Origin of the sequence: Bacillus sp. FSL R10-2201 (assembly GCF_038008665.1) — a bacterium.
GTDB lineage: Bacteria > Bacillota > Bacilli > Bacillales > Bacillaceae_G > Bacillus_A > Bacillus_A mycoides.
This window is the reverse complement of sequence record NZ_JBBOZP010000001.1, coordinates 2,795,865-2,813,346: the sequence shown is the minus strand read 5'-3', so window position 1 is coordinate 2,813,346 and position 17,482 is coordinate 2,795,865. Positions and strand designations below refer to the sequence as shown.

Annotated in this window: 17 protein-coding genes, 2 pseudogenes and 3 other annotated features; of the genes and pseudogenes, 12 read left to right on the top strand and 7 right to left on the bottom strand. The window is 34.5% G+C overall.

Annotation, left to right across the window (positions count from 1 at the left end):
* The first annotated feature begins 21 nt into the window (after window positions 1-21).
* Window positions 22-558 carry a DinB family protein gene (locus NSQ69_RS14565; protein WP_016120406.1) on the top strand — a complete coding sequence of 179 codons (537 nt, stop codon included), beginning with the start codon at window positions 22-24 and terminating at the stop codon, window positions 556-558.
* 263 nt (window positions 559-821) lie between these two features.
* Here NSQ69_RS14565 and tnpB read toward each other — a convergent pair whose 3' ends face one another.
* Together tnpB and NSQ69_RS14555 are read right to left on the bottom strand one after the other, a co-directional pair.
* A complete protein-coding gene (gene tnpB / locus NSQ69_RS14560; RefSeq protein WP_002185576.1) occupies window positions 822-950 on the bottom strand; it encodes an IS66 family insertion sequence element accessory protein TnpB in 129 nt (42 codons plus the stop codon).
* A complete protein-coding gene (locus NSQ69_RS14555) occupies window positions 931-1,413 on the bottom strand; it encodes a hypothetical protein (protein ID WP_002185577.1) in 483 nt (160 codons plus the stop codon). Before NSQ69_RS14555 ends, tnpB begins: the two co-directional genes overlap by 20 nt.
* Before the next feature lie 130 nt (window positions 1,414-1,543).
* Here NSQ69_RS14555 and NSQ69_RS14550 point away from each other — a divergent pair.
* Both NSQ69_RS14550 and NSQ69_RS14545 read left to right on the top strand, forming a co-directional pair.
* Window positions 1,544-1,683, top strand: a pseudogene (locus NSQ69_RS14550) (sigma-70 family RNA polymerase sigma factor); the annotation flags it as partial.
* 90 nt (window positions 1,684-1,773) lie between these two features.
* Window positions 1,774-2,319: an NADPH-dependent FMN reductase gene (locus NSQ69_RS14545; RefSeq protein WP_002189990.1), complete on the top strand. Its 546-nt coding sequence runs from the start codon at window positions 1,774-1,776 to the stop codon at window positions 2,317-2,319.
* A 100-nt stretch (window positions 2,320-2,419) separates the two neighbouring features.
* On the opposite strand, the gene NSQ69_RS14540 is transcribed toward NSQ69_RS14545, so the two are convergent.
* Together NSQ69_RS14540 and NSQ69_RS14535 are read right to left on the bottom strand one after the other, a co-directional pair.
* Entirely contained in the window at window positions 2,420-2,905 is a 486-nt protein-coding gene (locus NSQ69_RS14540; protein WP_002127881.1) for a GNAT family N-acetyltransferase, read from the bottom strand.
* 52 nt (window positions 2,906-2,957) lie between these two features.
* A complete protein-coding gene (locus NSQ69_RS14535; protein ID WP_002127880.1) occupies window positions 2,958-3,338 on the bottom strand; it encodes a VOC family protein in 381 nt (126 codons plus the stop codon).
* 261 nt (window positions 3,339-3,599) lie between these two features.
* On the opposite strand from NSQ69_RS14535, the gene NSQ69_RS14530 reads away from it, so the two are divergent.
* The 3 genes from NSQ69_RS14530 to NSQ69_RS14520 all read left to right on the top strand — a co-directional run bounded on the left by NSQ69_RS14530 (window position 3,600) and on the right by NSQ69_RS14520 (window position 7,105).
* The gene (locus tag NSQ69_RS14530) at window positions 3,600-4,091 is read left to right on the top strand and encodes a nitroreductase (RefSeq protein ID WP_197236011.1); all 492 of its coding nucleotides are present in this window, start codon (window positions 3,600-3,602) and stop codon (window positions 4,089-4,091) included.
* 216 nt (window positions 4,092-4,307) lie between these two features.
* Window positions 4,308-5,930 (top strand): cell wall-binding protein EntB, encoded by a 1,623-nt coding sequence (gene entB, locus NSQ69_RS14525; RefSeq protein ID WP_341099427.1) that lies wholly within the window; start codon window positions 4,308-4,310, stop codon window positions 5,928-5,930.
* Window positions 5,931-6,430: 500 nt separating this feature from the next.
* Entirely contained in the window at window positions 6,431-7,105 is a 675-nt protein-coding gene (locus tag NSQ69_RS14520; RefSeq protein ID WP_016120402.1) for a hypothetical protein, read from the top strand.
* A gap of 29 nt (window positions 7,106-7,134) precedes the next feature.
* Here the strand turns inward: NSQ69_RS14520 and NSQ69_RS14515 are convergent, their stop codons facing one another.
* Both NSQ69_RS14515 and NSQ69_RS14510 read right to left on the bottom strand, forming a co-directional pair.
* On the bottom strand, window positions 7,135-7,638 hold the full coding sequence (locus NSQ69_RS14515; protein WP_002127873.1) for a kinase: 504 nt from the start codon (window positions 7,636-7,638) through the stop codon (window positions 7,135-7,137).
* Between the two features lie 120 nt (window positions 7,639-7,758).
* Window positions 7,759-8,178, bottom strand: coding sequence for an SgcJ/EcaC family oxidoreductase (locus NSQ69_RS14510; protein ID WP_002127872.1), 420 nt, complete (start codon window positions 8,176-8,178; stop codon window positions 7,759-7,761).
* A 209-nt stretch (window positions 8,179-8,387) separates the two neighbouring features.
* Between NSQ69_RS14510 and NSQ69_RS14505 the strand changes: the two are divergent.
* The 3 genes and pseudogenes from NSQ69_RS14505 to NSQ69_RS14495 form a co-directional block, all read left to right on the top strand.
* A pseudogene (locus NSQ69_RS14505) lies at window positions 8,388-8,686 on the top strand (YfzA family protein); the annotation flags it as partial.
* A 22-nt stretch (window positions 8,687-8,708) separates the two neighbouring features.
* Window positions 8,709-9,248, top strand: a complete 540-nt coding sequence (locus NSQ69_RS14500) for a GNAT family N-acetyltransferase (protein WP_341099426.1) — start codon at window positions 8,709-8,711, stop codon at window positions 9,246-9,248.
* Between the two features lie 42 nt (window positions 9,249-9,290).
* Complete coding sequence (locus NSQ69_RS14495; protein WP_002127870.1) at window positions 9,291-9,815, top strand: cysteine hydrolase family protein; 525 nt, start codon at window positions 9,291-9,293, stop codon at window positions 9,813-9,815.
* Between the two features lie 181 nt (window positions 9,816-9,996).
* Here the strand turns inward: NSQ69_RS14495 and NSQ69_RS14490 are convergent, their stop codons facing one another.
* Entirely contained in the window at window positions 9,997-10,434 is a 438-nt protein-coding gene (locus NSQ69_RS14490) for a YndM family protein (protein WP_002127868.1), read from the bottom strand.
* A gap of 150 nt (window positions 10,435-10,584) precedes the next feature.
* Here NSQ69_RS14490 and NSQ69_RS14485 point away from each other — a divergent pair, with 150 nt between their 5' ends.
* The 3 genes from NSQ69_RS14485 to aroC all read left to right on the top strand — a co-directional run bounded on the left by NSQ69_RS14485 (window position 10,585) and on the right by aroC (window position 17,472).
* Complete coding sequence (locus NSQ69_RS14485; protein WP_341099425.1) at window positions 10,585-14,097, top strand: DUF4020 domain-containing protein; 3,513 nt, start codon at window positions 10,585-10,587, stop codon at window positions 14,095-14,097.
* A 108-nt stretch (window positions 14,098-14,205) separates the two neighbouring features.
* Window positions 14,206-14,442, top strand: a binding site (T-box leader).
* A 54-nt stretch (window positions 14,443-14,496) separates the two neighbouring features.
* Window positions 14,497-14,733, top strand: a binding site (T-box leader).
* A gap of 194 nt (window positions 14,734-14,927) precedes the next feature.
* Window positions 14,928-16,004, top strand: a complete 1,077-nt coding sequence (locus NSQ69_RS14480; protein WP_002013433.1) for a bifunctional 3-deoxy-7-phosphoheptulonate synthase/chorismate mutase — start codon at window positions 14,928-14,930, stop codon at window positions 16,002-16,004.
* 22 nt (window positions 16,005-16,026) lie between these two features.
* Window positions 16,027-16,246, top strand: a binding site (T-box leader).
* 53 nt (window positions 16,247-16,299) lie between these two features.
* Window positions 16,300-17,472 (top strand): chorismate synthase, encoded by a 1,173-nt coding sequence (aroC, locus tag NSQ69_RS14475; RefSeq protein WP_002013434.1) that lies wholly within the window; start codon window positions 16,300-16,302, stop codon window positions 17,470-17,472.
* The last annotated feature ends 10 nt before the right edge of the window (window positions 17,473-17,482 follow it).

Below are 17,482 nucleotides of genomic sequence, written 5' to 3'. Positions count from 1 at the left end.
AAAATAAAAAGGATGATAAGCATGCAAAAGAGACCAGAGGCAAATGAATATAACCCGTATTATTCAACGTACATAAACTTAATACCAGATGGAGATATCATACATATTCTAGAGCAACAAATGAAGGAAACGAATCTTTTGTTGAAGGATATTTCTGATAGTGAGGGACATTTTAGATATGCTCCTAATAAATGGAGTATAAAAGAAGTAATCGGTCATATTGCGGATACTGAACGTATCATGGCGTATCGATTGCTTTCCATAGCAAGAGGCGAGACAGCAGAACTTCCTGGATATAACGATGATATGTATGTTCTTAGAGCAGCTTTTGATAAGCAATCTATGCAAGATCTTCTTGAGAATTTAACAGTTGTTCGCCAATCTACTATGCATTTGCTTAAAAGTTTAGATAAAGAAGCTTGGTTACAAAGGGGAATTGCGAACAATTCTGAAGTCACGGTTCTTGCATTAGCAAACATTATTGCTGGTCATGAGCTTCATCATCGTCAACTTATAAAAGAACGTTATTTGGGTTCTAATGCATATCCAGCATGTTAAAATATGAAAATAAAAAGAGAATGATTCATAGGGAATTTCTGAATTATTCTCTTTTTATTTTTCTGCGTATCAGTGGAATTATAAATGTTTTTTTACAAGGTCTATTCCTTCTCGTTGATGCTAATCGGGGGCACTATACATGCCCATCAAGTTAAGAGTGGGTATTGGGGTTTGTGTAGCAATGAAACCAAATCACGCAATAAGCATTAGCGAACATTAGAAATAGTAAAAATGCCACTTTTTCCTGTTAAAACGGGGTGATTTTAAATTTCAAATTCTTCTTTTACAACAGTCGCTAGTCCATCAATTGATTTACGTAAATCTGTTTCCCCTTGTGTAAGATATACTTTTTCTATTGTGATTTCTGACGGCTTATTTATTAGTAAATTCATCGGGAGTCCAAGTAGCGATTTCATTCCCAGGTGCAGCAACTACAAGCCAATCATCAAATTGGACCCCAGCTTGCCAGCATTCATAATAGTCATGAAAACCATTTACAAACATGATTTGCCCATTTTCAAATGTAATAATTAAATGCGGAGTTGCCTTACCTAGTTGTATGTCTGTAACTTTTTTTCTTCTCATTTCAAATATTCTCTTATATTCTTCTTCCTCAGTATAATCGTCAAATTCACCCTCATTAGATGGATATTTTTCAGGTGGAGTATGAAATAAACACCATTTCGATTCGATGTTGACATATAATTGCCCGTCATAATCAACGGTGGCTTCAAAATCTGTAAAATGAATTTTTATAGTTGCTGGAGAAATACCAAATTGCAATCCATCAACTTGTGCTCCTATGAAGAGATGTTTTAATACATTTTCAGCATAAAGTTTGTCTTCTTTGTTCATTATACGAATCATCCTTTCTGTAAAATATATAGTATATCTTTATTGTAATAAATAAATTTTTATGTAAAATGAACCTTTTGTGAGAAACGGGCGAATATAGTGTGAAAGCTCATGAGAGGGGAACGTAATTTTGGATGAAGTAGAATTAAAAGAATGGCTGTATAAAATGGAGTCTGGGGACCAAGAAGCCTTTCGAGTTATTTATAAATTAGCAAGTAAAGATATTTATAGACAGTAGTATTTTTATTAGGGAATCAAAAGCAAGATGTCAAAATTGATGAATGTACAGCTTGGTAAATAGTTCAATATTTTTGATTTTTCTCTGGCTGCATAAGTATGATGTTTGTAGGAGGGGATCATATGAGTATACACAAAAAAATCATAGCGATTTCAGGAAGTATTAGGGAAGGATCATCCAACACAAACATATTAAAAACTTTAGCAGCATTTATTCCAGAAGGTATAGATTACACTATTTATAATGGGATAGAGGAACTACCTCATTTTAATCCGGATGTAGATCGAGTTGGAGCACCGGTTGTTGTTGAAGAATTTCGAAAGACATTAAGTGAAGCACATGCACTTATTATTTGTACACCAGAGTATGCAAAAAGTATTCCAGGAGTTTTGAAGAATGCTTTAGAATGGCTTGTTTCATCAGCGGAACTTTATAAAAAGCCAGTGGCTATTATAACAGCTTCACCATCAATTGCGGGAGGGGATAAAGCCCATGAATCTTTATTACTTACACTAGGTATGCTAGATACAATTGTCGTTCAAAATGGCTCGTTATTAATCCCATCTGTGCGAACTAAATTTAGTGATGATGCAAAAGTAACAGATGAGGATACAAAGAAAGCTCTTATCTCTTTAGTTCAAAGTGTAGTAGACGAGATAAAGAAATAGTGATTTAGTTCGTATTAAGGTGAAAATGGGACTTTTATAATAAAAAAAGATAAAGGCAATGCTACGGTTAGTTCAAATGTAGCATTGCCTTTTTATATAGTTAAATATATGTACTCAAAATCTCCCCAGGCAATCCATCAATCTCGCAAACTTTTTCAGATGTAAAACCAACGTTTAGTAAAATCTTCCGAGAGGGGGTATTGCTCGGATCGATAATTGCTTTTAGTACGCTTACATCTGTCTGCTTCGCTATTTCAATTAATTCTCTTGCGATATAACTACCATATCTTTTTCCCCAGTGCTCTGGCAAAATCATATACCCAATTTCAGCTTCTTTTACATTATCTTCATTCACTGTTACATGTCCAAGGCCGATAAATTCATTTGTTGCACTGTCATAAACTTTATAAGACCCAAACAGTTTATGCTTTTCATTGCGCCTTAACAATTTTTCATAGTCGTTTTGTGCCTCTTCTAGCGGAATAGCACGCTCTGTAATTTGTGCCATCACTCTTTCATTTGATACGAGCTGGAAATATGGACTAAAATCTGTTGCTTCAAATTTTTTGAAATGCAGTTTATGCATAGGGTTCCTCCAAACGAATTTTTATTAGTTCTTCAGAAAAGATAAACGATAGTTAAATAGTGATCTCTATTTGATTACCTTCCGGATCACTAATTACACTTTCGTAATAGCCATCTCCAGTGAAACGTGGTCCATTTAATAAAGGAGAACCAGCTTCTTTTAACGTTTTTGTTAGTTCATTTACACGTTCTTCACTACCAACAGAGAAAGCCATGTGTGCATAGCCAGTGATATTTAGGTTAGGCTCGTTTTCTATGCCTTTCTTACGCATAATTTCAAGGCGCGCTCCAGATTCGAACGTAATAAAATAAGATTCAAAGTGTTTCGCTTCATTATGATATAAAGAGTTTGCTTTACCGTTAAAGTACTTTGTATAGAAAGTACGCATTAATTCTAAATCATTTACCCAAATTGCTATATGTTCGATTTTCATTCGTTTCACCAACCCATTCTTTATGTAAATTAAAAAATATGTACTCTGTAATAATTAGCGAAATTCAACAACACTAATTAGATGTTCACTTTATTAAATTTGCATGCATATTGCAAGAAATAAGAATGGACGTTAGGAAAAAGCGGATTGTAATGAAAAATTTTTATTAATGGTATTAGATAATTTTTAAGTCATAACATGCATACAATGTCTAATTAAGTGAATTACGTACGTCAAAATTTCAAATAAGGAGGGACATTTGTGGGGCAATTTGAACAAATGGTGATTGTCGGTATTTCCATGTCTTTTATACTGTTTATTATGATATTAGGGTCTACGTATTATAATCCTCGCCTTTGGTTAAATGATTATCCGAAAGATATTCAAAAAGTAGTTTTGCCAAAATCGATAAATGAAAAAAAACAAACGTTTTATTTCGGAATTATTTACAATATTATTCTCTTCGGAACGCCTTTAGTTTCTACATATATACTACATCACCATGGAAAATTATTGTATATTGAGGCCTATTTACATACTTTTGGGATTGTAATGATTTTCAATTTAGTAGATTTATTAATAATCGATTGGCTTATATTTTGCTGGATTACTCCAAGATTTGTTGTTATTCCTAGTACTGAGGAAATGAAAGGATATAAAGACTATAAGTTTCACTTAAGAGGTGCAATAGCTGGAACGCCATTTTTAGCAATTGTAAGTTTATTTTTGGCAGGAATTGCGACAACTATCTAGTGTGAAGTAGAAGGTCATGAAGAGTTTATAGAAGATAAGTAGATTTATAATGTATAGAATTAGAAATGAAAATTTGATAATATTGGAGTAGGAAGTTTTAAAAACAGTATATTAAGTGGTATTAATATACTGTTACAAATGTTTTGATACTCTGTGGAATTCCCTAATTTTATGGAAGCATTTGATAGAACTCAAAAAAACGCAATGGAGGCTAATATGAAAAAAATAATTGGCGCAGCAACAGCAACAGTTCTTGGATTGGGGGCTTTTACCACATCTGCTATCGCAGAAACTATCGTAACAGCGGATGTACTTAACGTACGTGAAAAGCCAACCACGGAATCAAAAATTGTCGAAAAAGTAAAAGAAGGACAAAAGTTAAAGGTCATACATACTGAAGAAGGATGGTCAAAAATTGATTTAAATGGTAAAGAATTGTTTGTAAGTTCGGAGTATACAAAAGATATTTATCATGTAACAGCAAACCTATTAAATGTACGTACTGAAGCAAACACAGAATCAGAAATTCTTGGCAGACTGAAACAAGATGATGTAATTGAATCAACACATCAAGTAAAAGATGGATGGCTGCAATTTGAGTATAAAGGAAAAACAGCTTATGCAAATGTTTCTTTCCTATCAAGTACAGCACCAATTGAAAAGAAAGCTGAAGAGAAAACGAAGCGAGTAGCGAAAGTACAAAAAGCAGTTAAAGCAAAGGAAGAAGTAAAAACGCAGAAAGAAGCAAAAGTACAAGAAATAGCAAAAGCGAAAGAAACAACAAAAGAGCAGAAAGAAACGAAAGCAGAAGAAATAGTAAAGCCTAAAGAAGAAGCGAAAGTAACAGAGAGAGTAAAAGTTAAGGAAGAAACGAAAGCAGAAGAAATAGTAAAGCCTAAAGAAGAAGCGAAAGTAACAGAGAGAGTAAAAGTTAAGGAAGAAACGAAAGCAGAAGAAATAGTAAAGCCTAAAGAAGAAGCAAAAGTACAAGAAATAGAAAAAGTAAAAGAAGAAGCGAAAGCGCAAGAAATAGCAAAAGCTAAGGAAGAAGCAAAAGTACGAGAAATGGAAAAAGCAAAAGCACAAGAAATAGCAAAGGCTAAGGAAGAAGCAAAAGCGCAAGAAATAGCAAAGGCTAAGGAAGAAGCAAAAGCACAAGAAATAGAAAAAGTAAAAGAAGAAGCGAAAGCGCAAGAAATAGCAAAAGCTAAGGAAGAAGCAAAAGTACAAGAAATAGAAAAAGTAAAAGAAGAAGCGAAAGCGCAAGAAATAGCAAAAGCTAAGGAAGAAGCAAAAGTACGAGAAATGGAAAAAGCAAAAGCACAAGAAATAGCAAAGGCTAAGGAAGAAGCAAAAGCACGAGAAATAGAAAAAGCAAAAGAAGAAGCAAAAGCAAAAGAAGAAGCAAAAGCGCAGGAAATAGCAAAGGCTAAGAAAGAAGCGCAAGCACGAGAAATAGAAAAAGCGAAAGAAGAAGCGAAAGCACAAGAAGCAACAAAGACACAAGAAGTATCTAAAAATAACACACAGTCTGCTAAACGTGAATTAACGGTAGTAGCGACAGCATATACTGCTGATCCAAGTGAAAATGGTACATATGGTGGACGCGTTTTAACTGCGATGGGTCATGATTTAACGGAAAATCCTAATATGAGAATTATTGCAGTAGATCCGAAGGTAATCCCATTAGGATCTAAAGTATGGGTAGAAGGTTATGGAGAAGCTATTGCTGGTGATACTGGTAGTGCTATTAAAGGAAATCGTATTGATGTTTTAATGGGTTCAAAAAGTAAAGCTATGAACTGGGGAAGACAAACTGTTAAAGTGAAAATTTTATAATAATGGTTATCCAAATAGAAGTCAGTTCTCTTTATTGAGACTGGCTTTTATTTTTTACCTTAATGTGATTCATTGAAAAAATTTGAAGGATATGTAAAAGAATAAAACCTTAATTTTGCTGCTGAGTACCGTGAGCAGTAAAATTAACCCTATTGAATTATATAATCCTTATTTGTATTTCTGACAACCATATTGTTCTTCTATCACTATTAAAATACAATTAGATAAATAGGAGAAAAATATTCATAAAATAGTAATTGTTTTATTTAGTCTTATACTAGGGTTTATAACGTTCCAAATCCCTATAGTGTCAGAATGGATACAGAACTCAGTCTTCTTGTAAATTGTTATTATTTTATTATCGTATTCATACCAAAAAGATAACGGTGATAAGAATGAGAAAAATGATGATTAGCAACAATAAAAAATGTTTTATGTACCGAAAGTTATTAAAAGATTAGTATCGAGGATTACCTTTATAAGCGAGAAGAGGATAGAATATGACAATGGAATTATATGGCGAACATTGGGATGGAATAAAAGGGTATAGAGTAATGGAAGGGAAAGATTCATATAATCATTATTTCGGTGGTCAAGATTGTGAAGTACCATTGTGTAAGTTATGCGGTGAGAAAATGCATCAAATTTTTTGTTTTGATTTGAAAGATGAGAAACTTGCTGAACTTAAAAATGATGAATTGATTGTATTACCATTCATCTCTTGCTTGAATTGTGCGATGGTGTGGGAGCCGCAATATTTTCAATTAAGTAATGGGGGCAAAACGGTACAAATAATAAAACAAGACAATACGGAAGAGTGGATTATGGAAGCTGAGTATAAGCTACCGGTCAATCTTCCAAAAACTAATGTAAAGCTAACGAATATGAAAAATGAAGATATACCTACTGATGAAGATAGTTACTGGGAAGCTTTTGACTTATTCGGTTCGGAATATGTATGTAGATTGGTAGGAGCGCCCCTATACGATGATGTTCCAGAAGATTTAGGATGTCCAACTTGTTCGAAAGAGATGAAATATGTTGCTACAATTACACAAGATCTTGAAGAACGGGAACTTATTTCAGTAGTTGATTTCCAGTTTGGGGAAATGAATATATATTATTATGTATGTAAAGATTGTTCCGTTATGAAAACTGAAATTCAAGGAATATAAAAGAATAAGACTGACATAAAAAGTCAGTCTTATTTTTGATGTGTCACATCATTAAGAATCGCATGAAAGATGTCTTTTTGAATGAAATCATCTGTAAAAATAGTTTCTTTATCAACTTCAATTGTATCGTGCGGGTTATACCATTTCCTCAATAAATCTTCTCCAAATTCAAGTCGTTTTTCTCTCGTATTATGCCGTTTAATTGTTTCATCTAGCGATAAATCGAAGTAATATGTATATGCGTTTCCGTCAAAATAATGTATTAATTCTTTCAACATATCTCCATATCTACGACTGTTTAATATACCTTCTAAAATGACAAATTCACATTTTCCTTTTCCGTACTTCGTAATCTCAAAAATTAAATCATGAGATAGGTTGCCCAATGTGTCGTGAACTTTTAGCATTTCCCTACGAACGACATCTTGAGAGACTAGAAGTGTTCCGTGACCGAAATGTTCTTGTAATTCTTTTGCGATTGTTGTCTTACCGCTTGCGGAGTTCCCTCGAAGAATGATTAATGTTGATTTCAAAGTCTCATCTCCTATGTGTTTTTATTAGACAATTTTCAGTAGGGCTATATTAGATTTTCAGAATAAACTCGTTTACAGAGCTTATTTTAGCTTTGTAAACGAGTGGTGTTATGCGAAGAGTTATTGTACGAATGTATTTTGTCCAGATGCAATTTTCCACGTATCTTTTTCTTTAACCATAACATACATAGCGAGGCTACTTTGTTCATTTTCTATTATCGTTCCTTCAGAAGTTGTTGGATATTGTTTAATGTGTACGATAGCTACATCGGAACGTATGAAATGAATGTCTTCAATTTCATACTGTGCATAAGAGTTGTGAAGTGGTCCTGCTAAAAGAATTTTGTGAGCTTCATTGATTTGTTTCCAGCCCGAGAGGCGAATTCCTAAGACATTTACCCATGAAGCGTGTAATGTAAAGTGACGATCAAGTTCATCGGCATCATGTTTATTGAATGCAGCTTCAACTTCATGAATGGTTTGTTCAATGTGCTTCATCCCTAATTGTAATTCTTCTTTGGAATTATAGTATTTAGTCATGTGAATTCCTCCAATTTATTGTTTATTACTTTTATTTTATTACGGGAAAATCACATTATCCTCCAACGATAGTAGTATTTATTTTAATTAGAATATAGGCGGAAGTATGATTTGTAGCAAGGGGAATGAAATGAATTTTTCGATAATTAAATAAGGTTAAGTATATAATCAATGTAATGGATAATAAAGAGGGATGTTAAATAGAGTAAGTAACAAAAAAGGCTCAGTCTTTTTGGAAGCGAGACTGGGTATGCACTCTTTTTGCATTTCTTGTTATGCAATTCATATTTTTCTTCTGTGACTTAAACTCATGGTGGCCTCCGAAATTTAGTGAAGGGGGATTATTTGAAAGAATTATGAACTCACAGTTCTTTACAGAAACATTTGCTCCGTATAAAACTTCACAATTTAACTTGTATACAGCATTTTTTATCATTGCATTACTACTATATATGCATTAATAGGCACAATTAAAGATTTAACATCAAGGGAAAATACAAAGATTTAAGCTATTAACAAAGAGGTGTAATATGCTATTTCAAAAAGAAAATTTATCGGTTAGATACGTAACAAAAAACGATGCATCTATCATTTCAAAATGGTTAACAGATCCAGAAGTCCTGCAGTACTACGAAGGAAGAGATAATCCGCAATCTATAGAGAATGCACTTGAACATTTTATACATAATCCAAATAGTAATGAAAAACGATGTCTAGTAGAATTCAATGAAATATCGATCGGTTATATACAAATGTATCCTGTTGATTCTGAATGGAAAGCTTTATATGGATATGAAGAATCACAAAATATATGGGGCATGGACCAATTCATCGGTGAACCAGTGTATTGGGGAAAAGGAATTGGCACAAAACTTGTTCAATCAGCAAGTACATACATTATGGAGAGTTTAGGAGCAGAAGCGATAGCGATGGATCCTAGAGTAAATAATGAACGTGCGATAAGCTGTTATGAAAAATGTGGATTTAAAAAGGTGAAGATTTTAAAGGAACATGAGTTACATGAGGGGAAATTAGAAGATTGTTGGATGATAGAATTTAAACTATCATAATGAATATGCAAAGGCTTATACAAACAAAGGGAGCTGTGTGAAATGAAAAAAGCATTAATAGTTATTGATGTGCAAGTGGGTATGTATACAGCAGGAATGCCAGTACATAATGGGGAAAAGTTTTTAGAAACATTACAAAATCTTATTGAGGAATGTCGTTCAAATAGTATTCCGATTATTTATGTACAACATAATGGGCCAAAAAATCACCCGTTAGAAAAAGGTACAGCTGGCTGGCAAGTACATGCAGCGATTGCACCACAAGATGGTGATAGTATCGTTGAAAAGACGACGCCAGATTCATTCCATAAGACAAACCTAAACGAACTGTTACAAGAAAAAGGAATTGAGCATGTTATTATTTCAGGAATGCAAACAGAGTACTGTGTTGATACGACAACGCGAAGAGCGTTTAGTGAAGGGTATAAAGTAACATTAGTAAGTGATGCACATAGCACATTTGACACAGATGTATTACGCGCTGAAGATATTGTAAAACATCATAATGTTGTATTTGGATCATTTGCAGATGTTATTACGTTAAAAGATTTAAAAGTAAAAGCGTAATTACAGAAGTTGCTGTCTCTTAATGGGGCAGCTTTTTTATTTGAAGATAGGCTATCAAACTTTGTCGATAAATCGATATTTCTTGTCGAATTGTTGATATAATTTCATTCACCGTATTGATATCACAAAAAAACAAAAAGGAGTACCACATTATCAACAAGGGTACTCCTTCACCAAAACGTTATTTCTTCTTATCTTTATCCAACACATTCTGTTCTTCAGCAAACTCGGTACCATATGCAAACCGGCGATTAATTCGAATGTTATCATTGCTGTGCCTTGTGTGGGAATTAGAAAAGCGATGGACGATTACTTCTGATAATGTAAAGACGATGGCAGAAAGGATACTGCCCCATGCAATTTGCATGTAGTTGTCTAATAAAATATTACCGAAAATCCAAACACTTAAGTACGTAAGTAAGAAATCCGTCATAATGGCAGCGGAATTGCCAATTCGATTTAAAATAATTTTATCAACAAACATATAAGAAATGATTGTGACGAAGAGACTAAAAGAAATGATTTGGACGAGCGTTGCTGGGAAAAATAGAGCTAGTCCGATACTAAAAGCGATGATGCATGATATAAATTTGATAAGTATTACAGTAATATCATTCAATATTTACACCTCCCATTTATACATAGTTTTACAATAAATACAGGAGTTCATACATTGGAACGGTTTAATTTATATAAAACTTTATCATGCTGAAATTTTATCTAAATATTAAAAAAATAATCAAAAAATGTTATAGTGAAATGAGAGCGTATGACATTTTTAGGTAAGGGGGAATCCGGGATGTGGATAACTTCAGAAGTAGAAATTCCAGATGAGTTAATCGATCACCTTGAACAAGGTAAGTTAGTATTATTCGTTGGAGCAGGAGTTTCTATGAAGGGGAAATCAAACTTACCGAATTTCGATGATTTAGTTGATGAAATTTCGAAAGCTTTATATGTCGAAAGGCGTGAGATGACAGAACCCCACGATTATTATCTCGGTAAAATTGCGAAAACGAAAGATGTGCATCAAGTTGCAAGAGACCTCGTTAATATAGAAAAATCAAAACCAAATCCATTACACTATGCGATTCCAAGGCTGTTTCCGTTAGATACGGATGTTCGAATTGTAACGACAAACTTTGATCAACATTTTACGTCTGTAATTACAGAAATGAATAGAGAGCTGAATATTTATTATGCACCTGCTTTACCGACAGGGAGAGCGTTTAAAGGGTTGGCTTACATACATGGGAATGTAGAACAAGAGAAAGAAGCTTTAATTTTAACGGATGGTGATTTTGGAAGGGCTTACCTAACAGAAGGGTGGGCGAGACGATTTTTAGTTGATCTATTCTCAAATTACACTGTTTTATTCGTTGGGTATAGTCATAATGATCCTGTAATGAAATATTTAGCAACAGGCTTACCACCGAGTACAAGGCGTTATGCTTTCGTCGCACAAGGTGATAATACATATCATTGGGAGCATTTAGGGATAAGACCGATTGTGTATCCGAATAAAGCAAATAATCATCAGGCGCTTGTGAAAGCGGTGAAGCGGTGGGCGGAATTAATGGGGGATAATTATATTACGAAAAGAATGCGTATTCGTGATATTGTAACCGTTCCTCCATCAGTAGAGCAGGAGCAATTATCCTATATAAAACAGTCAATAAAAAAAATTGAAACCGTTCGGTACTTCGTTGAATTTGCTCGTGATTATGAATGGGTGGAATGGCTTGAAGCAGAAGGGAAACTAAGAAATTTATTTCTGCTTACAGCAAATTATGATGAAGTAGATGAATTGCTTGCGGAATGGTTAGTGGAGCAATTTCTATTTAGTCATCAAAAAGAACTATTTCAATTGATTTTTAAAAATCATTCTAAAATATCCCCGTTATGGTGGCGAACAATTTGTAGTTACTTAAACGAAACGAAAGAAACGATGGACCCTTTGTTGTTTGCAAGATGGACATTGCTTTTATTAGAAACAGCAGAGAAAGATAGTAGCTCTATTGAAATAATCACATATTTATTGCAAAAATGTTCTTTCCCTGAGCATAAAGAAATTGGCTTGTTGCTATTAACGTTTATTTTAGATGGGAAACTTAAATTGAAGCGTGTAAGAAGATGGGGAAATGATACGCAAGAGTCGATTGAACTCGAGGAATCGAGTCGTATACCGATGCCTATTTTTTCTCATGTGGAGCGAATTTGGAAAGAGAAAATGAGACCACATATCGCTTACTACGCAAATCCGATTATGGTTACGGGGTTAGAAAAGATACAACTATTGTCATTAAGACAAAATGCACTGAAAAGAAGAGATAGAGAAATTTCAGAGCAGGAGTTACAGCAAAATGATTTTACATTTTTAATTCAAATTGTAAAAGAGTGTCTTACATATTTATGTGAAAACAATGAGAAAAAAGCAAATCATTATATTACAGAAATGATAGAAACTGATAGTGTACTTCAAATGCGAATTGCAATTGAAGCAATGATTAATAATGTATTCGTTACAGCGGATGACAAACTGAAGTGGTTGTTACATGTAGATGTTCTGTTAGATTTCACATGTAAACATGAAGTGTTTCAACTTTTAAAGAATTATTACGCAGATGCTTTAGAGGAAACGAAAGAAGAAGTAATTCAACATGTATTAGAGTATCTTGCAGAAGAGAGGGCGTTTGATGCTTGTCTTGTATTAGACTTACTATTCACGTGTGATTCGAATAGTAAGTGTACGGCGGAAGGATACGAGCTAATGAAACAGAAACACCCCCATTTTTATTCAGATCTATACAGTGTTCCAAAGAAAGAGGCAAATGAACAACGTATTACATGCAATGTAACAGCTGATGGATTACTACAGCTGAAAGACGATGAAATAATGGAGCAAGTTCGGCAATTTTCAAGAGACGGTGTTTTTGAACAACGCCATTTTTTAGAGATGTTATCAAAAGCGTGTAAATTGAATGTAGAGTGGAGTATTTCGTTTGCTTATCAACTAGTAGGCGTGCACGAAATTAGTAATGAAGTATGGTTTGTGTGTATAAGAGAGTGGCGAAATAACCGGAATTTGACGAATGAACAAATTCAAAAAATCATTCCGTTATTGCAGAAATTTATTAGAAATACTGCTTTTCATTGGCTAATTAGTAGTTTTCTATATGAAATTAGCAATCGATTAGAAGAGCTAGAAGAAAACAGTATACGGGTTGTAAAGAGCTTTGCTTTTTCAGTATTTCCACATGTTATGAGAGGGGAAACAGATTTTAAAATTGGAAAACAAGAGTTTTACAATGAGTCTATACAGCATCCTGTTGGGAAGATGACAGCTGTATTGCTAAAACTGTTAGCGTACGATCACTTATATGATCGCAATGTATATGAATATTTATTTTTATTTGAAGAACAGGTAAGGGTTACTTCGGAACGAACGAACTTTATGTTAGCTCGTTTAACAGCAGATATTACGTTTTTATACCATATTGAGAAGCAATGGTGTCGGAAAAATGTACTACCTTACTTAGATTTAAAGAAAGAAAGTGAGCTTACGAAATATGCGTGGGCGGGATTATGTTATACGCAAATTAATCTACCTTTGTTTACAGAAATAAGACGATATATTAAGTATGCAGTAGAACATTTAGATGCACTACATCCATATACGAGAGAAGCATTTTTAAAATGGCTTAGCTTTGTATTTATTAAATGCGTATTATATTGGGAGCAAAAAACAGATTGGTTATATCCACTTTTGATGCAAGAAAACGAAGAGAATAAAATTAAATTTATGCAGTATTTATGCTACTACGTAAAAACGTTAAGTGGTAAGGAACAACAAAAATTTTGGACAGCGTGGCTTAGTGTGTTTTTAAGAGAACGTCCGAAAATGGGCGTAATAACAACGAGAGAATATATGATGCTTTTACGTATTGTTTTATGCATGGATGAGGTTTTAGAAAAAGGATTAAATATTATTTCTAGTAAATTTCAAGATGTGGAAGGACAATCTAATCAAGAAGAAATGAAACAGTTGTTTATAGAGATACTTGAAAAGAAAGAGCGTATGAAAGCGTATAAAGAATTGTATGCAAATGTGTTTTTCACTTTACTGCAGACGTGTCAAGAAGCCGATTTACTTGAAAGTGAGATCATACAAGTAAAAGAACTATTAACCAGGTATGAAGTAGAAAGACATGTATTAAATTTAATAGAAAATGAAATAATTCGCATCGGAATCGTAACGGAGAATTTACAAGAGGAATCATAGGGCGGAAGTGGAATTTTAAAAAAATATATAAAAAGTTATTGACAGTGTTTTGAAAAGCGTTCTATAATACGAATCATACTTATTCAATTTCAAAAACATTTGAATAAACAAAGTGCAATGAAGAGATCACAGTAGTGGTTAGTCTTACTGTAACAGAGAGCTGGTGGTTGGTGTGAACCAGTACAGGGATAATCATGAATTACAGTCTTGGAGCATCTTTTTCGTAGTAAAGATACTATTGTCTTTATGAAGGAAAAGCGGTCAAATGATCGTTAACAGTGAAGAGAGGTAGACAGAAATATAGTCTACAACTAGGGTGGTACCGCGATAAATATCGTCCCTACTGATTTATTCAGTAGGGACTTTTTGTATTTTAGTGGTCCAACTTGAAAATAAAATAGTCATGCATTGAAAGGAAAAGCAGTAGTTGTTGTTTCCCTGTAACAGAGAGCTGGTGGTTGGTGTGAACCAGTACAAAAACAAGAGCGAATTACAGTCCTGGAGCATCTTTTTCGTAGTAAAGATAGTTATTGTCTTTATGAAGGGAAAGACGGTCAGATGATCGTTAACAATGAAGAGAGGTAGGCGAAATAAGTCTACAACTAGGGTGGTACCGCGATAAATATCGTCCCTACTGATTGAATCAGTAGGGCTTTTTTGTACAAAAAAGTGGCTTATTAACTAGTAGTTAGTGTCTTTATGGTAATTATTAGTTTAAAATAAGAAGAGGTATCGATTCCACTTTAAATTTGTATAATTAACCAGTTCAGAAAATAGAGAATTTTTTATTCTCTTACTATACTTTTAAAACATTAGAGGAGGATTTCCAAATGGCAAATCATGAATTAGATCAATTACGTAAACAGGTAGATGAAATTAACTTACAACTATTACACCTATTAAACAAACGCGGTGAAATCGTTCAAAAGATTGGGGAGCAAAAACAAGTACAAGGTACGAAACGCTTTGATCCAGTACGTGAGCGTGAAGTACTTGATATGCTTGCAGAGCATAACGAAGGACCATTCGAAACGTCAACGATTCAACATATTTTCAAAACGATTTTCAAAGCAAGCTTAGAATTACAAGAAGATGATAACCGTAAAGCATTACTAGTTTCACGTAAAAAGAAAAAAGAAAATACAATTGTTAATGTTAAAGGTGAATTGATTGGAAACGGAACACAAACGTTCATCATGGGACCTTGTGCGGTAGAAAGTTTAGAGCAAGTTCGCCAAGTAGGGCAAGCGATGAAAGATCAAGGACTTAAATTAATGCGCGGCGGTGCTTTCAAACCGAGAACGTCTCCATACGATTTCCAAGGTTTAGGAGTAGAAGGTTTACAAATTTTACGACAAGTAGCAGATGAGTTCGACTTAGCGATTATTAGTGAAATTTTAAATCCGAATGACGTAGAAATGGCGCTAGAATACGTTGATGTAATTCAAGTTGGAGCACGTAACATGCAAAACTTCGATTTACTACGAGCTGTAGGTAAAGTTAATAAGCCAGTATTATTAAAACGTGGATTAGCAGCAACAATTGATGAGTTCATTAATGCAGCGGAATACATTATTGCACAAGGTAATGACCAAATTATTCTTTGTGAGCGCGGTATTCGCACATACGAGAGAGCGACACGTAACACATTAGATATTTCAGCAGTACCGATTTTAAAGAAAGAAACACATTTACCAGTTATCGTTGACGTAACACATTCAACAGGACGTAGAGATTTATTATTACCAACAGCGAAAGCGGCACTTGCAATTGGAGCAGATGCAGTAATGGCTGAAGTTCATCCAGACCCAGCAGTTGCGTTATCAGATTCTGCGCAACAAATGGATATTCCAGAATTCCATAGATTCATGGATGAGTTAAAAGGTTTCAAAAATAAATTATCTTAATTCCATATCATAATTCCATATCATAAATGCGCTGAAGAGGAAACAGTAGTGCTTATCTCACTGTTAAAGAGAGCTGATGGCCGGTGTGAATCAGTACAAAGGTAAGCATGAATTACAGCCTTGGAGCATCTTTCCCGCCAACTTTTGGAGAGAAAGACGGTCAAACGATCGTTAAAGAAGAAGAGAGGTAGACGAAAGAAGTCTACAACTAGGGTGGTACCGCGATAAACATCGTCCCTACTGAGCGCTCAGTAGGGACTTTTTTGTACAAAAAAATAGTAAAGGGGCAAGAGAAATGAGATACATTACAGCTGGAGAATCACATGGGCCGCAGTTAACAGTTATTTTAGAAGGTGTACCAGCAGGTTTAACATTAACAGCGGAACATATTAATAAAGAATTATTAAGAAGACAAAAAGGGCATGGGCGCGGAAGACGCATGCAAATTGAAACAGATACAGTTGAAATTGCAAGTGGTGTACGTCACGGAATGACACTTGGTTCACCAATTACGTTAATCGTAAAAAATGATGATTTCAAACATTGGACGAAAGTAATGGGTGCTGAACCAATTTCGGAGCAAGAAAGTAAAGAAATGAAACGTACTATAACGAAACCACGTCCAGGACATGCGGATTTAAACGGGGCAATTAAATACGGCCATCGTGATATAAGAAACGTATTAGAGCGCTCTTCTGCAAGAGAAACGACAGTTCGTGTTGCTGCTGGTGCAGTTGCGAAACAAATTTTGAAAGAACTAGGTGTGGAAATCGCAGGACATGTTCTTGAAATTGGTGGGGTACAAGCGAAGCGTATTTCAAACTTACCAATTGAAGAAATTCAAACGATAACTGAAAATTCACCAGTTCGATGTTTAGATAAAGAAGTAGAACAAGAAATGATGAATGCGATTGATGATGCGAAAAGTAGCGGAGATTCTATAGGCGGTATTGTCGAAGTCATTGCAGAAGGAATGCCAATTGGAGTTGGTAGCTACGTTCATTACGACCGCAAATTAGATGCAAAACTTGCCGGTGCTATTATGAGCGTGAATGCGTTTAAAGGTGCTGAGATCGGAATTGGTTTTGAAGCGGCAAGACAGCCGGGAAGTAAAGTGCACGATGAAATTTTATGGGATGAAGAAAAAGGATACACGAGAAATACGAATAATGCCGGCGGTTTAGAAGGCGGTATGACAACAGGTATGCCAATTGTCGTAAGAGGCGTAATGAAGCCAATTCCTACATTATATAAACCGTTAGCAAGCGTAGATATTGATACGAAAGAAGCGTTCCAAGCGAGTATTGAGAGATCTGATAGCTGTGCAGTACCAGCAGCAGGTGTTGTAGCTGAAGCTGTCGTTGCATGGGAACTTGCCGGTGCACTAGTCGAGCAATTCGGAAAAGATCGCATGGAATTACTAAAACAAAATATTTCGCAACATAACAAATACGCAAAAGAATTTTAATGAAAAGGTG

Bases quoted from the DNA above. Each gene is read 5' to 3' on its own strand.
- NSQ69_RS14495 (WP_002127870.1), top strand. From the start codon at position 9,291: ATGAAAAAAGCATTAATAGTTATTGATGTGCAAGTGGGTATGTATACA.
- NSQ69_RS14510 (WP_002127872.1), bottom strand. From the start codon at position 8,178: ATGACTAAATACTATAATTCCAAAGAAGAATTACAATTAGGGATGAAG.
- NSQ69_RS14500 (WP_341099426.1), top strand. From the start codon at position 8,709: ATGCTATTTCAAAAAGAAAATTTATCGGTTAGATACGTAACAAAAAAC.
- NSQ69_RS14520 (WP_016120402.1), top strand. From the start codon at position 6,431: ATGACAATGGAATTATATGGCGAACATTGGGATGGAATAAAAGGGTAT.
- NSQ69_RS14480 (WP_002013433.1), top strand. From the start codon at position 14,928: ATGGCAAATCATGAATTAGATCAATTACGTAAACAGGTAGATGAAATT.
- NSQ69_RS14555 (WP_002185577.1), bottom strand. From the start codon at position 1,413: ATGAACAAAGAAGACAAACTTTATGCTGAAAATGTATTAAAACATCTC.
- tnpB (WP_002185576.1), bottom strand. From the start codon at position 950: ATGAATTTACTAATAAATAAGCCGTCAGAAATCACAATAGAAAAAGTA.
- NSQ69_RS14540 (WP_002127881.1), bottom strand. From the start codon at position 2,905: ATGCATAAACTGCATTTCAAAAAATTTGAAGCAACAGATTTTAGTCCA.
- NSQ69_RS14565 (WP_016120406.1), top strand. From the start codon at position 22: ATGCAAAAGAGACCAGAGGCAAATGAATATAACCCGTATTATTCAACG.
- NSQ69_RS14535 (WP_002127880.1), bottom strand. From the start codon at position 3,338: ATGAAAATCGAACATATAGCAATTTGGGTAAATGATTTAGAATTAATG.
- aroC (WP_002013434.1), top strand. From the start codon at position 16,300: ATGAGATACATTACAGCTGGAGAATCACATGGGCCGCAGTTAACAGTT.
- entB (WP_341099427.1), top strand. From the start codon at position 4,308: ATGAAAAAAATAATTGGCGCAGCAACAGCAACAGTTCTTGGATTGGGG.
- NSQ69_RS14545 (WP_002189990.1), top strand. From the start codon at position 1,774: ATGAGTATACACAAAAAAATCATAGCGATTTCAGGAAGTATTAGGGAA.
- NSQ69_RS14485 (WP_341099425.1), top strand. From the start codon at position 10,585: ATGACATTTTTAGGTAAGGGGGAATCCGGGATGTGGATAACTTCAGAA.